Source organism: Mycobacterium sp. HUMS_12744610 (genome assembly GCF_041206865.1).
In the GTDB taxonomy this organism is placed as follows: domain Bacteria; phylum Actinomycetota; class Actinomycetes; order Mycobacteriales; family Mycobacteriaceae; genus Mycobacterium; species Mycobacterium servetii.
Window position 1 is genome coordinate 5,567,301 of sequence record NZ_JBGEDP010000001.1, and the last position, 13,504, is coordinate 5,580,804.

14 protein-coding genes are annotated in these 13,504 nt (G+C 72.0%); 5 read left to right on the plus strand and 9 right to left on the minus strand.

Translation table 11 applies throughout. The annotated features are described in order from the left end of the window. Nucleotides 1-2 precede the first annotated feature (2 nt). The gene (gene stf0, locus AB8998_RS27095) at nucleotides 3-806 is read left to right on the plus strand and encodes a trehalose 2-sulfotransferase (RefSeq protein WP_369740999.1); all 804 of its coding nucleotides are present in this window, start codon (nucleotides 3-5) and stop codon (nucleotides 804-806) included. On the opposite strand, the gene AB8998_RS27100 is transcribed toward stf0, so the two are convergent. Beyond that, nucleotides 795-1,580, minus strand: coding sequence for a trans-aconitate 2-methyltransferase (locus tag AB8998_RS27100; protein WP_369741000.1), 786 nt, complete (start codon nucleotides 1,578-1,580; stop codon nucleotides 795-797). The genes stf0 and AB8998_RS27100 overlap by 12 nt on opposite strands. Before the next feature lie 97 nt (nucleotides 1,581-1,677). On the opposite strand from AB8998_RS27100, the gene AB8998_RS27105 reads away from it, so the two are divergent. The 4 genes from AB8998_RS27105 (at nucleotide 1,678) to AB8998_RS27120 (ending at nucleotide 6,395) form a co-directional block, all read left to right on the plus strand. Continuing rightward, nucleotides 1,678-2,889, plus strand: coding sequence for an alpha/beta hydrolase family protein (locus AB8998_RS27105; RefSeq protein ID WP_369741001.1), 1,212 nt, complete (start codon nucleotides 1,678-1,680; stop codon nucleotides 2,887-2,889). An 82-nt stretch (nucleotides 2,890-2,971) separates the two neighbouring features. After that, complete coding sequence (locus AB8998_RS27110) at nucleotides 2,972-3,469, plus strand: DUF222 domain-containing protein (protein ID WP_369741002.1); 498 nt, start codon at nucleotides 2,972-2,974, stop codon at nucleotides 3,467-3,469. 37 nt (nucleotides 3,470-3,506) lie between these two features. Then, complete coding sequence (locus AB8998_RS27115) at nucleotides 3,507-5,204, plus strand: transposase (RefSeq protein WP_369736417.1); 1,698 nt, start codon at nucleotides 3,507-3,509, stop codon at nucleotides 5,202-5,204. A 144-nt stretch (nucleotides 5,205-5,348) separates the two neighbouring features. Beyond that, complete coding sequence (locus AB8998_RS27120; RefSeq protein WP_369741793.1) at nucleotides 5,349-6,395, plus strand: HNH endonuclease signature motif containing protein; 1,047 nt, start codon at nucleotides 5,349-5,351, stop codon at nucleotides 6,393-6,395. Nucleotides 6,396-6,400: 5 nt separating this feature from the next. Here AB8998_RS27120 and eccE read toward each other — a convergent pair whose 3' ends face one another. From eccE to AB8998_RS27160, 8 genes are read right to left on the minus strand one after another with little or no spacing between them, the layout of a single operon-like run. Beyond that, entirely contained in the window at nucleotides 6,401-7,381 is a 981-nt protein-coding gene (gene eccE, locus AB8998_RS27125; RefSeq protein WP_369741003.1) for a type VII secretion protein EccE, read from the minus strand. Continuing rightward, nucleotides 7,378-8,751, minus strand: coding sequence for a type VII secretion-associated serine protease mycosin (gene mycP, locus AB8998_RS27130; protein ID WP_369741004.1), 1,374 nt, complete (start codon nucleotides 8,749-8,751; stop codon nucleotides 7,378-7,380). The genes eccE and mycP overlap by 4 nt, the downstream gene beginning before the upstream one ends. Then, nucleotides 8,748-10,157 (minus strand): type VII secretion integral membrane protein EccD, encoded by a 1,410-nt coding sequence (gene eccD, locus AB8998_RS27135; protein ID WP_369741005.1) that lies wholly within the window; start codon nucleotides 10,155-10,157, stop codon nucleotides 8,748-8,750. Before eccD ends, mycP begins: the two co-directional genes overlap by 4 nt. Before the next feature lie 42 nt (nucleotides 10,158-10,199). After that, complete coding sequence (locus AB8998_RS27140; protein ID WP_369741006.1) at nucleotides 10,200-11,060, minus strand: ESX secretion-associated protein EspG; 861 nt, start codon at nucleotides 11,058-11,060, stop codon at nucleotides 10,200-10,202. A gap of 20 nt (nucleotides 11,061-11,080) precedes the next feature. Next, nucleotides 11,081-11,371, minus strand: a complete 291-nt coding sequence (locus AB8998_RS27145) for a WXG100 family type VII secretion target (RefSeq protein ID WP_369741007.1) — start codon at nucleotides 11,369-11,371, stop codon at nucleotides 11,081-11,083. 31 nt (nucleotides 11,372-11,402) lie between these two features. Next, on the minus strand, nucleotides 11,403-11,696 hold the full coding sequence (locus AB8998_RS27150; protein WP_369741008.1) for a WXG100 family type VII secretion target: 294 nt from the start codon (nucleotides 11,694-11,696) through the stop codon (nucleotides 11,403-11,405). Further along, entirely contained in the window at nucleotides 11,693-13,192 is a 1,500-nt protein-coding gene (locus tag AB8998_RS27155) for a PPE family protein (RefSeq protein ID WP_369741009.1), read from the minus strand. The genes AB8998_RS27150 and AB8998_RS27155 overlap by 4 nt, the downstream gene beginning before the upstream one ends. A gap of 3 nt (nucleotides 13,193-13,195) precedes the next feature. Then, nucleotides 13,196-13,504, minus strand: a complete 309-nt coding sequence (locus tag AB8998_RS27160) for a PE family protein (protein ID WP_369741010.1) — start codon at nucleotides 13,502-13,504, stop codon at nucleotides 13,196-13,198.

A 13,504-nucleotide genomic window follows, 5' to 3' on the forward strand; every position in this document is an offset into this window, starting at 1 on the left:
CCGTGACGACGCCCGCATCCGCCTACCTGATCCTGGCCACCCAGCGCAGCGGCAGCACCCTGCTGATGGAGTCGCTGCGCGCGACGGGATGCGCCGGCGACCCGCACGAGTTCTTCCAGTACCTCCCGGCCACCGGGCTGGCCCCGCAGCCGCGCGAGTGGTTCGCCGGGGTCGACGACGACTCGATCCTGCGCCTGCTCGATCCGCTGATCCCCGGCGTCCCCGACGTCACGCCGCCAGTCGCCTGGCGCGAACACGTCCGCAGGTCCGGCCGCACGCCCAACGGCGTGTGGGGCGGCAAGCTGATGTGGAACCAGACCGATACGTTGCTGTCACGGGCGGCGCTGTTGCCGGACCGCTCCGGGGGCTGCCTACGCTCGGCGATCCGCGACCTGCTCGGGAGCGAGCCGGTGTACGTGCACGTGCACCGGCCCGACGTCGTGTCGCAGGCGGTGTCGTTCTGGCGCGCCGCCCAGACCCAGGTCTGGCGGGGGCACCCCGACCCGGAGCGCGATGCGCGGGCCTCCTACCACGCCGGCGCCATCGCACATGTGGTGGGAATCCTGCGCGAACAGGAAAACGGTTGGCGCACTTGGTTTTCCGAGGAAAATATCGAGCCGACGGACATCGCGTACCCGGTGCTGTGGCGCAACCTCACGTCCATCGTCGGCGACATCCTGGAGGCGCTGGGGCAGGATCGGCGGCGTGCACCCGAACCGATGACCGAACGCCAGGCCGACGAGCGATCCGACGAGTGGGTCGACCGCTACCGCGACGAGGCCCCCCGGCTCGGGCTACCGACCTGAGCGGTGCGCGCCGCCGACCTCGGCGACGATGAACACCCGGCGGAACGGGAAGATGGTGATTCCGTCGGCGCGGGCCGGATAGGCGTCGTCCAGCAGCGGTATCAGTTCCCGGCGGAAGCGCTCCCAGTCCTCGGCGCTGAGCCGGTCGCGCACCGGGACCAGCGCGGTGCCGGTGATCCATTCCAGCACCGGGTGCTCACCGGTGAGCTGGTGCAGATACGTGGTCTCCCAGACGTCGACCGTGCAGCCGGCGTCCAGCAGCAGGTTCGCGTAGTGCGTCGGCGCCTGCACCACGGCACCGACACGAAACGGTATGTCGCGCAACAGCTTTGCGTACGGCTCGCGGCGCGCCAGCGTGCGCACCACCGAATGCGAGGGCGACTCGAAGTTGCCGGGCATCTGCACGGCGATCCAGGACCCCGGCGCCAGTTCCGTGGCCCACCGGACCAACAGATCGGCGTGCTCAGGCACCCAGTGCAGGGCGGCGTTGCTGACCACCACGTCGGTGTCGGGCCGCGGCTTCCACTCGCGCACGTCGCCGACGGTGGCATCGATGCCGCGTTCACGGGCGGCCGAGACCATCTCCGCGGAGCTGTCGATCGCCTCGATCACCGCGGTTGGCCAGCGTTCGGCCAGGTAGGCGGTCAAATTCCCCGGGCCGCAACCGAGGTCGACCACACGGCGTGCGCGCTCCGGTCCGACCCGGGTGAGCAGGTCGTAGAACGGGCGACCGCGGTGGTCGGCGAAGGCCAGATAGACGTCGGGATCCCACATGTCGGTCCTCCTGATCTTCGCTCGTCGCCTTCAGGCAGACCGTATTACCGTATGCCGTTCCGGCGCGTACCCGGTAAGGCGGATACCATCGGCGTTTGTGACGTCCGACACGGATCCGGCCGATCCGCCCTTCCCCGTCCCGGACAATCCGGACGCCTTCGAGGGCGCGGACGTGCCGGCCGGCGCCGACGGGTTGCCGCCCCTTTCGGCGCTGTCGACGCGCGAGCGTCTGGTGGTCGAGGCGTCGGCCCTAGGCGATCTCGCGCTGCGCACCTGGGTGGCGTCCGTGCTGGCCACCACCGTGGCGCCGGTGGTGCTCGCCGCCGCGGCGCGCCGGGCCGAGTCCCGCGACGAGCGGGCCAACCTGCGCTTCTATGCCGACCTGGCCGCCGAACGCGACCCGTCGAAGTCGTTCCCCGCGCCCCCCGAGGTGCCCCGCGTCCGGTCGCAGCCGGCACATCCGGTCGCCGAGTGGATCGCCGGCGGCACCGTCAACGACATCGCGTTCCCCAGCAGCTTCACCGCGGTCAACCCCGCCCTGCGTGCGCAGTGGAACACGTTGACCGCCAACAACATCGTGCGCGCGCAGCATTGGCGCCATCACGACGGGCCGCGCCCCACCCTGTGCGTGATCCACGGCTTCATGGGTTCGTCGTACCTGGCCAACGGGCGCTTCTTCTCGCTGCCGTGGTACTACCGGTCCGGCTACGACGTGCTGATGTACACCCTGCCGTTCCACGGCAAACGGGCCGGGCGGTTGTCGCCGTTCAGCGGTTTCGGCTACTTCTCCAGGGGCCTCGCCGGTTTCGCCGAGGCGATGGCCCAGGCGGTGCACGACTTCCGTTCCATCCTCGACCATCTGCGCCACACCGGCGTCGACCGGATCGCGCTGACCGGCATATCGCTGGGGGGGTACACCTCCGCGCTGGTGGCCTCGGTCGACGACCGGCTCGAAGCCGTGATCCCCAACTGCCCGGTCGTCACGCCGGCGACGATGTTCGAAACCTGGTTCCCGGCAAGCAAACTCGTCGGCCTGGGGCTACGCCTGTCGGGCATCGACAGCGACGAGCTGGCCGCGGGGTTGGCCTACCACGGCCCGCTGAACTACCGGCCGCTGGTGCCCAGGGACCGGCGCATGCTCATCACCGGCCTCGGCGACCGGATGGCGCCACCGGACCAGGCCGTCATGCTGTGGGAGCACTGGGACCGCTGCGCGCTGCACTGGTTCCCGGGCAGCCACATCATGCACGTGAGCCAGCTGGACTATCTGCGCCGGATGACGCGGTTCCTGCGGCCCCTGATGTTTTAGCTGCTATCCACAGTCCCGGCTTTGTCCACAGTCTCGGCTGCGGCCGGATCACCCGTCACACCTCGCCGCTAGATTCGAACGCATGTGCGATAGTGGGGTCTTGGATGCGGCGGGGTTGCGTGACGCCGGCGACGCGGCGGTCGTGGCCGCGATCGGCGCCGCCGCGCGTGCCGAGGCGGTGGCCGCGGCGCGCCGGCTGGCCGCCGTCGCCGAGTTCGTGTCCCGCCACGCCCGGGGCGACACCTCGCGCGCCCACTGGTCGTGCGACAACTGGGACGCGATCGCCGCCGAGGTCGCCGCCGCCCAGGGCATCAGCCACGCCATGGCGTCGGGGCAGATGTATCAGGGCATGGCGCTGCGCGAGCGCCTGCCAAAGGTGGCAGCCCTGTTCGCCGACGGCGCGATCAGCGCCCGGCTGGCCTCGGCGATCGTCTGGCACACCGACCTGATCAAGGACCCCGAGATCCTGGCGTTGGTCGATGCCACCCTGGCCGCCGATGCGGCCCGGTTCGGGCCGCTGTCGGTGTCCAAGACCGCCCAGGACGGTGCTGTTTTAGTCGCTGACTTTCGGCGTGGCTGAGCGGGTTTCGCATGGATGGGCGGCGAGGATCAGATGCGTGGCTTTGGGACGGGAAAATCGGCAGGGCCGGTTCGATGACGTGATGCTGCTTGTCGGCGATCAGCTGCCGGCGGGCAGCATCTATCGGCTGCTGGCCGACCACGGCGGTGCACTGTTCGACGACGATTATTTCGCTGATGTGTTCAAGCGTTCGGCGTTGGGTCGGCCAACGGTGCCGGCGCGGGTGATGGCCGCGGTGATGCTGCTGCAGGCCTACGAGGGGCTTTCGGATCGGGAGGCCTGCGACCGGCTGGCCTTTGACCTGCGCTGGAAAGCGGCCGCCGGGTTGACCGTGGATGCGGAGGCGTTTCATCCCACGGTGCTGGTCGGGATGCGCAACCGGCTACGCGCATCGGATCGGCCACGGCGGTTGTTCGAGGACGTCAACACCACGGCGCGGGCGGCGGGGTTGTTGCGGGGACGGCGCCGGGTGCTCGATTCCACTCCGCTGTTGGATGCGGTGGCCACCCAGGACACGGTGATCCAGCTGCGGGCCGCGATCCGCAAACTACTGGCGGTGGCCGATCGGGCCGATCCGGAGGTGGCCGGTGCGGTGCGCACCGTGCTGACCCGCGACGATGACTACGCCAGCCTGGGAAAACCACCGTGTGACTGGGACGATCCCACGGCGCGTGAAGCCTTGGTCGATGCGCTGGTGCGCGACGCCAAGGCAGCACTGGAGGCCTGCGATGGCCGCCAGCTTGACGGGGCACTCGGTGAGGCGGTCGAGTTGCTGGCGCTGGTGGCCGGCCAGGACGTCGAGGCCGGCGACGACGGGGTGTTTCGCATCGCGAGGCGGGTGGCCCGGGATCGGCTGATCTCCACCGTTGATACCGAGGCCCGCCATGGGCATAAGTCGCGGGCGCGGACCTTCGATGGCTACAAGTCCCATTTGGGTATCGATCCCGATGACGAGCTGATCACCGCGGTGGCCGTCACCGCGGCCAACGCCGCCGACCGTGAGGTCATCGACGAGCTGCTGGGCAACCCGGTCACCGACACCACGAGTGCTGCACCCGATTCCGCCGCCACCGATGCCGCCACCGATGCCGATGCCGATGCCGATGCCGATGCCGATGCCGATGCCGATGAAACGATCACCGATCACGGTGAGCATGTGCGAAACGAGTCGGAGCCCAATGTCTTTGAGGTGTATGGCGATTCGGCTTACGCTGATGGGGCCACCCTCGATGAGCAGACCCAACGTGGCCATGACATGCGCGCCAAAGTGCCCCCGGTGCGCAACGCCAACGGCTATTCCAAAGACCAGTTCGGTATCGACCTGACTGCGGGCACCGTCACCTGCCCGGCCGAGCACACTGTGGCCATCAGCACCGGGCGGCGTCAGCAGGTCGCTCGCTTCGGGGCATTGTGTGGGTCGTGTCCGCTGCGGGCGCAATGCACCAAAGCCCGCCGTGGACGGGTGATCACCATCCATGCCCATGAGGCCGCCCTACAGCTGGCCAAGGCCCGCCAACGCGACCCGGCCTGGCAGACCGATTACCGAACGTATCGGCCGGTTGTGGAACGCAAGATCAGTCACTTCACCCGGCGCCCCTGGGGTGGTCGCAAGGCTCGCTGCCGCGGACAACAACGCATCCTGACCGACATCCTCGCCCGAGCCGGCGCGATCAACCTCGCCCGATTGGCCAGCCTGGGCCTGCATTCAGCGGCCGGGGGCTGGGCCATCGCCTGATCGGGACCACCAGGCCACCAGGCCACCAGGCCACCTACGATCCCATTAATATCAGCCAGCGCAAGCCCCTCCCAGCCGTCGAGACCCCGATACCGCGAAATCCCCGCCCTGCTGGAGGTCACTACATCAGCGCCGTCCCAGGCCATCGACGCCGTCGTCGACCGGCACGACCCCGCGGCGTTGCGGCGCACCCGCGCCGCCGCCCGGGGCCGCGACGTGGTCATCACCCCTCCCGATGACCAGTCGGGCATCGCGAACCTCTGGGGCGCGATGTTCGCCACCGACGCGGCCGTGCTCGAGCGGCGGCTCTCGCAGCTCGCCCACGACGTGTGCGACGACGACCCGCGCACCGTCGCCCAGCGCCGCGCCGACGCCCTGGGCGCCCTGGCCGCGGGGGCCGAACGGTTGGCGTGCAACTGCGGCAACGAGCGGTGCCCGGCCGCCGGGCCCGACGCGCGGGCCACCGCCGTGGTCGTCCACGTTTTCGCCGACGCGGCGGCGCTCGACACACCACCCGACCCGCACCTATCCGGTGAAGTGGCGGCCCCGAAGATCACCGCGCAGACCACCCTGGCCGAGGCGCTGGCGCCCGCTCCCGAACCCGACGTTCCGGCCGGCCCGAAGCCCCCCACCGCGCTGATCGCCGGCGGCGCGGTGCTGCCGTCCTCGATGCTGGCCGAGTTGGTCCGCGGCGGCGCGAAGGTGCGGCCGGTGCGCCACCCCGGCGACAGCCCCCCCGAGCCGGGCTACCGCCCGTCGGCCGCGCTGCAGCGGTTCATCCGCTGCCGCGACCTGACTTGCCGGTTCCCCGGATGCGATCGGCCCGCCGAATTCGCCGACATCGACCACACCATTCCCTACCCCCTCGGGCCGACCCACCCCTCCAACCTCAAATGTCTTTGCAGAAAACATCATTTGCTCAAAACTTTTTGGACCGGCTGGCGCGATCGGCAGCACCCCGACGGTGTCATCGTGTGGACCTCACCCTCGGGGCACGAGTACATCACCCGCCCGGGCAGCCGACTGCTGTTTCCCGCCCTGAGCCTGCCCACCGGTGAATTGCCCGCTGCCACAACCACATTACGGCCCACGGGGAACCGCGGCATCATGATGCCCACGCGCCGCCGGACCCGAAAACAGGACCGCGCCCGCCGCATCGACGCCGAGCGCAACGAACGCCCGCCGTTTTAGCGGGCTCAGTGCGCGATCGCCGCCCGGTGCGCCCCGGCCCCCGGGGTGGGCCAGTCCAGCCGTGCCAGCAGACCGGCCGGCTCCGCGGTGTGCCCGTCCAGGCGCTGGGTGGAAAGCAGATCCAGCGCCGCCAGCGCGGGCCCGTGGTTGCCGCGTTGCGGGGTCAGTCCGGCCACCGGCGCGGCGGCCTCGGGCGGCGACTCGGTGAGGAACGCGCAGGCGGCCGCGAACGTCCGCCCGGTGCGGTCACCGGCGATCTCGAGCGCCGTACACGTCTCGCGCACCGGATGTGACAGGACCGCGTCCAGGGTCTCGGGCAACGACTCGTCGACGCAGACCCGGTACACCGCAACGTAATCCGATGCGCCCCGCTGCAACCCGCGCCATGTCTCGCGAGCGTTGGCCGGCAGCAGGCGCGGGACGTCGTCGGGCCCGACCATGGTGGCGTCCCAACCGATTTCGCGCAGGCGGTCGGCCAGTCGACGCACCGCGACACCGGTGGTCTCCGACAACGGGATTTGCGCCGAGCGGGCCCGCAGCGCCGCGAGGTTGTCGGTGGCCGACACCGTGAGCCCGATCCAGGTCTCCTGCACCCGGGCCGCGCTGCTGCGGCTGGTGATCCGTATCGCGTCGGCCCGGATGCCGTAGCAGTCCAGGTGCCGGGCGATCAGCGGCAGCGGCAGCACCTGCGACTCGTCGGCCGGCGGGCCGACCCGCAGCAGCGCGGTCGCCTTGGTCGCGGGCACCGATCCCGGCACGTAGAGGTTGCGGCGGCTCATGATGGCGAGCCGGCGCCGCAGGATCGTGGTGAAGTGCAGCCCACCCCACCAGCCGAACAGCAGGATCACGGCGACGGCGGCGGCGCCGAGCAGCCAGTAGGCGCGTTCGGACCGCCACGGGTAGGCCATCGCCGCGGGCACGACGAACAGCAGCGCCAGTGTCACCCGGCCGGGACCGGGAACCGGTATCGAGCGAAGCGGGCTCACTTGGGTAACTCCTTCCGTCGGCGTGCGCCGATCGCGGTGAAAGCTGCGACGGCCGCGACCGCCACCGCCAGCGCGGCGGTACCGGCCACCGCGACGGTCCGCGGCGTGGTGTCGGCCGGCGCCGCCGCCGCCGGCACGGCCACCGGTTTCGCCGGGGCGGCCGGCGGGCCGGCGGCGGGCAGTTGCCAGGTCAGGGCCGCCGCCGGGTCGACGCTGCCGGCCCCGACGATGTCGGAGGGCGCCCGGGCGCCGTTGTGCGCGGTCGCGGTGAGGCGGTGCACCACCTCGGCGGCCGTCAGCCGGGGGTACATGCTGCGCACCAGCGCGGCGACCCCGGCCACGTAGCCGGCGGCGTAACCGGTGCCGCTGAGCGCGACCAGTTGCTGGTGGTTGCCGGGCAGCCCGTCGGCCAGGCCACCGCCGTCGGCGTTGCTCACCGACACGACGTCTTCCCCGGGCGCCGCGATGCCCACCCACGGCCCGGCCATCGTGAACTTCGACGGCCGGCTCTCGGGGGTCAGGGCAGCCACCGACAGCACGTAGGGCTGCCACCACGACGGGATGGACACCGATTTGACGCCGGCCCAGTTGCGCGGGTCGTCGGGACGGCTCAGGTCGGTCAGCGGGTTGGACTCGCAGGGCGCCCCGTCGCCCGCGGCGGCCACGATCACCGCGTCCTTGTCGACCGCCGCGTAGCGCAGCGCCGCGCCGAGGGCGGCCTGGTCGACGGGGCGGTCGGCCGGCAGGCAGGCGATCGCCGAGACGGTGATCACCCGGGCGCCGAGGTCGGCGGCGTGCACGATCGCCCGGCCCATCGCCGCGACGTCGAGGGAGGCGCGTGCCAGCAGCGGATCGCCGCCCGGGGTGCGGGGCGAGAACTTCGCCGACGTCGTCCTGATCGCCAGCACCCGCGCCGCGGGCGCGACCCCGGAGAAGCCGTCGGCACCCGACGGGCCGGGCTGGCCGGCGATGATCCCGGCGACCAGGGTGCCGTGCCCGTCGCAGTCGGTCAGGCCGTCGGTCGTCTCCACGAAGTCGCCGCCGGGGTCGACGTTGGGCAGCCGCGGACCGGGCCGCACCCCGGTGTCCAGCACCGCGACCAGCTGGCCCTCACCGCGCGAGAACTGCCACGCCGCAGGCAGGTTCAGCATCGCCTGGCTGGGCGACACCACGTCGGGATCGCTGCCGGGAATCACCCCGGAGGTGCTGCACGGCCCGCGCTGTTCCATCGGCTGCACGGGCCCCGGCGTGCCGGCGGGCGGCGGCACCCCCGGATCGAGCTGGGGCTTGCCGATCGCGAACGCCGGCGGGCATGCCCACAGCACAGCCGCGAACGCCGCTGCCAGGCAGGCCGATCCGGCCCGCATCATCGATTGAGCACCAGGGCGAACAGCCCGACCAGATACGCCATGACGGGGATGAGCGACGCGTCCAGGCCGGACGCGACGAAGCCCAGCAGCCGGCGCAGCGGCAGCGAATAGCTCTCCGGCGCGGCGATGCCCGGGTTCAGCGCCACCACCAGCCACGCCGACATCAGCGCGACGAGCACCAGCAGCGCACCCAGTGCGGCAGCCCAGCGGCCCGTCGCGGTATAGCACACCAGCAGCACGCCGGCGACCAGATAGGGCTGGGCGAGCAGCCAGGCCTTGCAGGCCGCCGAGTCCCACACCCGCGCGCGCAACACCGACGCCGCCGCGGTTGCGGCCACCACGTACCAGCCCCAGCCGCCCACGGCCTCGGGCCGCAGCGCGATCGCCACCGAGCCCAGCACGCTGAGCAGCACCGCGGCCGCGATGAACCCGCTCTGGTGGGCGTCGCCGATCCGGACCCGCCGCGGCAGGTCCTCGAGCACCCGCAGCGACGGCGCCGACGGCGTGGGGTCGCCGGGCGCCGGGATGACCGGCAACGGGAAGCGCGCCCACAGCGCCGAGAGCGGGGCCGCCTCGACGGTCACCAGCAGGGCCGCCACGATCAGGCCGCAGCCGAGGGTGAGCATCGGTAGCCGCCAGTACATCTCGATGCCCGCGGCCACCAGTACGCCGGCCCCTAGTACCGCCGTCGCGGTGAACAGGCCGACGACGCGCTCGCGCTCCCCGCCGGGCACCATCAGCGCGATCAGGGACCACGCTGTGGCCCCGGCCGCGGCCAGCACCAGGTTCGCCGGCCCGAACCGGCCGGGCACCGCCAGCGCCAGGGCGGCCGCGACGGGTACCAGGGCGGTGATCGAGAGCGCGATGCCGGTGCGGGGCGAACGCGCGGTGACCAGCAATCCGGCCACCGCGGTCAGCGCCGCGACCACGCTGACCCCGACCAGTCCGGCCAGCGCCCCGGTGGCCGCCCGGTAGCTGACCGACAACGCGGTGGCCACCAGCGCCACGACGATCGTCGCGGCCAGCGCGCCACGCTGGATGTGCGCGGCACCCCAGGGCCGCAGCCGCGAGGCCGAGAAGATCATGGCGGCGTCGGCGATGTCCTCGACGATGCCCGGCGCGGGCGGGCCGGACGGAACCGGTTGCAGCGCAAGCAGATCACCGTCGACGACACCGACGGTGTCCAGGCTGGCGTCCAGGCTGAACGGCGCCCCGCCGACGGGAGCCAGGCTCAGCTGGACGGCCGCCCCGTCGTCGCCGTGGCCGTTGGAGTTCGCCGGAACCATCAAACGCCGTACCGCGGGCAGGATTTCGCGCAGCGGCAGCTCGGCGGGCAGGGCCATCTCCGTCAGCCTGCTGTCCGCGAGGATGGCGACGCGGACGATCGGCATGACGGTGCCGGACATCATCGGGCCCGCCACGGTTGCTGGGACATCGTGCTCTCTTCTCTATCTGTGTGTCGTTGCGGAAAAGTCTCGGGCCAGCCGCTGACCGGGGAACCACGGGTCGTCCGGCAACAAGGCGGTCAGTTGCTCGACGGCGACGGCCGTCGCGAATGGGGTGCCCGGGCGAAACGTCGAGATCCACTCGCCGTCGAACGCGCGGGACGGGCTGACCAGTACGCGCCCCGCGGTGGTGTCGACCAGGCTCATGCCGACCTCGGTGGTCGCGTGCCGCCCGTCGCGGCGGCAGCCGGCGACCACCTCGACGTAGCTGCGCGGGCCGGTGAACACCGATTCGACCACCGGTCGCGCCGAATCCGGAATGCCCAGGTAGTCAAGGACTTCCGGCAGCGGCACACCGGAGCGCAACCGCTCGTCGGCCCGCGCCCCGACCCGCGCCGGCAGGCTGAACTCCTCGAATTGGGCCGGCGGCCGCTGCGCCAGCCCGGCACCGAGGACGGGAACCAGCGCCCGGGCGTCCTCGATGTCCATGGCGGTCAACGTGATCAGCTGCGCGCTGCGCAGGGCCACGACGGTCTTGCCGGTGACCCCCGGGCGCCTGGCCACCACGCCGCGCAGCAACTCGCCCGGGCCCGGGCCGACGAAGCGCAGGTCCAGCCACCGGTCCGGGAAGCACACCACCCTGATCCAGTCGGCCACCGCCGCGTTGACGACACCCTCGGCCGACACCAGGCCCATCCGGGTCAGCTCGTCGCTCCGACTCCGGCAGAACGCGTCCCGCTGCGCGGCATCGCAATAGGGCGTGGTGATCGCCAGAACCCAGGGGAAGTTGCCCGCCCCGATGGTTTCCGCGATGAACCACGCCTGGTCGACCGTCAGCTCGACGGCGTTGGGTGCTGTGTTCATCGACGTCGTGGACGCGGTGCCTAACCGCCCCACTTGGCGGCTTCGGCCGCGTCGCGGGCGTACATGGACAGGGTGTTGCCCTCGTGGGTGCTGGCCATCGCCTGGTAGGCCCGCACCATGTCCTCCATGGCCTGGTTCCACTGAGCCTGCCACACCTGATAGGTCATGCCGGTGTCGCCCTGCCAGGCGCTGGACAGCGCCGCCTGCTCGCTGGCGATGTCGGCGCCCAGCCCCTGCAGCGTTCCGGCGTAGCCGGACATGTCCGCGGCGTGCGCCAGCATCGCCGGGTAGTTGTACATGATCTGTGACATCACAAATCCTTTCGTGGGTCGGCCGGGGAGGTCAGAATCCGGCGTAGGTGGACGCGGCCGCGGAATCGGTGGCCACGTACGTGCCCGCGGCATCCCCGAGGTTGGCCTGGGCGATGTCGAGCAAGGTGTTGATCCGGGCGGCGACCTCGACGAACCGTGCGTGGGCGGCCTGGAACGCCGCCGACGCCTCGCCGACGTGGAACGCCTGCGCCGACATCGCCTCCTGCTCGGCCTGGCTGATCGTGCTGCGCATCAACGCCGCCTTGGCGCCGAACGCGGACTGCGCGGCCACCAACTGCGGAATGTGAGCATCCAAGAGGCTCATCGTGTTTCCCTTCTTCCTTGTTTTCTGGGTGTTCCTGACTCGCGGTCCGGGCCGTCGCCGGCGTGGTCCCAGGTGCCGGGCACCATCGGCATGCGCGGGCCGCCGCCGAACTCGCCGCCGGCCAGCTCGGCCAGGCCCGCCGCGCGCAGGACGTCGTCCTTGTGGGCGGTGCCGGCAAAACCCAACTCCCCCGCGCCGTTCGCGCCGGCGAGCACCCGGATGTCGTCGTAGTCGGGCGTGACCCCGAGATCGGAGTCCAGGTCCAGGAATTCGTCACCGTACTCGCGCATCGCGGCCCGCTTGCGTCGTCGCGCCCGCGACTCAGCCCGCCTCGCCACCCCAGCCGCCGCCGCGGGGACGGTCGCCGCGGGCGCCTTGGCGCCGCCGCGGCCACCCAGCGTCGGCCCGAAGCCGGGCCCGGGGTCACCGCCGAGGGCCACCGCGTAGCCGAAGCTGCCGGTCGCCGCCGCCGGAGCGGGCGCGGTGGGGGCACCGGCGCCGGTGGCCGGCGCCGTGGCCGGAGCCGCGGTGGGGGCCACGACCGTCGGGGCCATGGCCGCGACCGGCAATGCCGGCCGGCCGGCCGCCGCGAGCGCCGGCGCGCCCGCGGCCCCCGCCGCGACCGGCGCGGCGATCGGCACGATCCCGCCGGCCGGCCAGCTGATCGTGCCCAGGCTCAGGCTCACGCCCAGCGACAGCGCCATCAGCATCGGGCCGTAGGTCGCGATCGGCGAGACGACTTCGTAGGCCGCGAAGAAGAACATTGGACCGTAAGCCACCAGCGCCGCAGCGGGATTCGTGGCGAAGGCGGTGATGATCTGCTGCAGCGTCCCCACCGGGTTCTGCAGCAGCGTCTCGAATTCGCCGAACCCCTGCTGGTAGAAGTTCGCGAAGGACTGCACCAGTTGCACGAGTCCGGAAAACGGGTTGGCCTGGGCCGCGGCGTTGCCGCCGGCGGACTTCACGATCGACGGCGCGGGTGCGGTCCGCGGTGCCGACGCCAGCGCCGTGCCGGATGCCGCCTGGTAGGCGCTCATCACGGTGGCGGCCTGCACCCACATCCGCGCGTAGTCGGCCTCGTTGAGCGCGATCGGAATGGTGTTGATGCCAAAGAAGTTCGTCGCGATCAACACCCCGTGGATCACGTGGTTGGCCGCCAGCTCGGCCAGCGTGGGCATCGCAGCCAGGGCGCCGCTGTAGGCCGTCGCCGCGGCCTCGTGCTCCGCGGCGACACCGGCGCAGTCCGCGCCGGCCTGCTGCAGCCACGCCAGGTACGGCGCGTGCGCCGCGGCGTACTGCCCGGCGCTGGGCCCCTGCCAGGCCCCCGCCTGCACCGAGCCGATCAGCCCACCCAGTTCGGCTGCCGCCGAGGAGTATTCGGCGCTGAGCGCGGTCCAGGCGCCCGCGGCCGCCAACAGCGGCCCCGTCCCCGGCCCGGCGCTCAGCAACGCCGAATGCACTTCCGGCGGTGCGGCCATCCAGATGGGCGAACTCATCTCTCAGCCGCCCGTGACCCCGTACGTGGCGGCCGCGGCGGCGTCGCCCGCGAGATAGCTCGCGCCGGCATCGGCCACACCCACACCGGCGCGGCCCAGCTCCTCGACGCCCTGCGCCGCGACGGCCGCGTGTTCCTGGCCCTGGGCGCTGAAGCCGGCGGCCGTCTGCAGGGACACGGGGTCCACCGCCGGCGGCACCACCGCCGTTATCGCCGGGGCCGCCGCCGCGTGCGCGGCCGCCAGCCGCGCCGTCAGCGCCTCCACGGCCGCGCTGGTGGCGGCCAGGCCCTCGGGAACCACTCGCAACGTCAT

Coding starts and splice junctions, on each gene's coding strand:
- AB8998_RS27100 (WP_369741000.1), bottom strand. CDS start 1,580: ATGTGGGATCCCGACGTCTATCTGGCCTTCGCCGACCACCGCGGTCGC.
- AB8998_RS27110 (WP_369741002.1), top strand. CDS start 2,972: ATGTGCGATAGTGGGGTCTTGGATGCGGCGGGGTTGCGTGACGCCGGC.
- mycP (WP_369741004.1), bottom strand. CDS start 8,751: ATGATGCGGGCCGGATCGGCCTGCCTGGCAGCGGCGTTCGCGGCTGTG.
- eccD (WP_369741005.1), bottom strand. CDS start 10,157: ATGTCCGGCACCGTCATGCCGATCGTCCGCGTCGCCATCCTCGCGGAC.
- AB8998_RS27140 (WP_369741006.1), bottom strand. CDS start 11,060: ATGAACACAGCACCCAACGCCGTCGAGCTGACGGTCGACCAGGCGTGG.
- AB8998_RS27145 (WP_369741007.1), bottom strand. CDS start 11,371: ATGTCACAGATCATGTACAACTACCCGGCGATGCTGGCGCACGCCGCG.
- AB8998_RS27150 (WP_369741008.1), bottom strand. CDS start 11,696: ATGAGCCTCTTGGATGCTCACATTCCGCAGTTGGTGGCCGCGCAGTCC.
- AB8998_RS27155 (WP_369741009.1), bottom strand. CDS start 13,192: ATGAGTTCGCCCATCTGGATGGCCGCACCGCCGGAAGTGCATTCGGCG.
- AB8998_RS27160 (WP_369741010.1), bottom strand. CDS start 13,504: ATGACGTTGCGAGTGGTTCCCGAGGGCCTGGCCGCCACCAGCGCGGCC.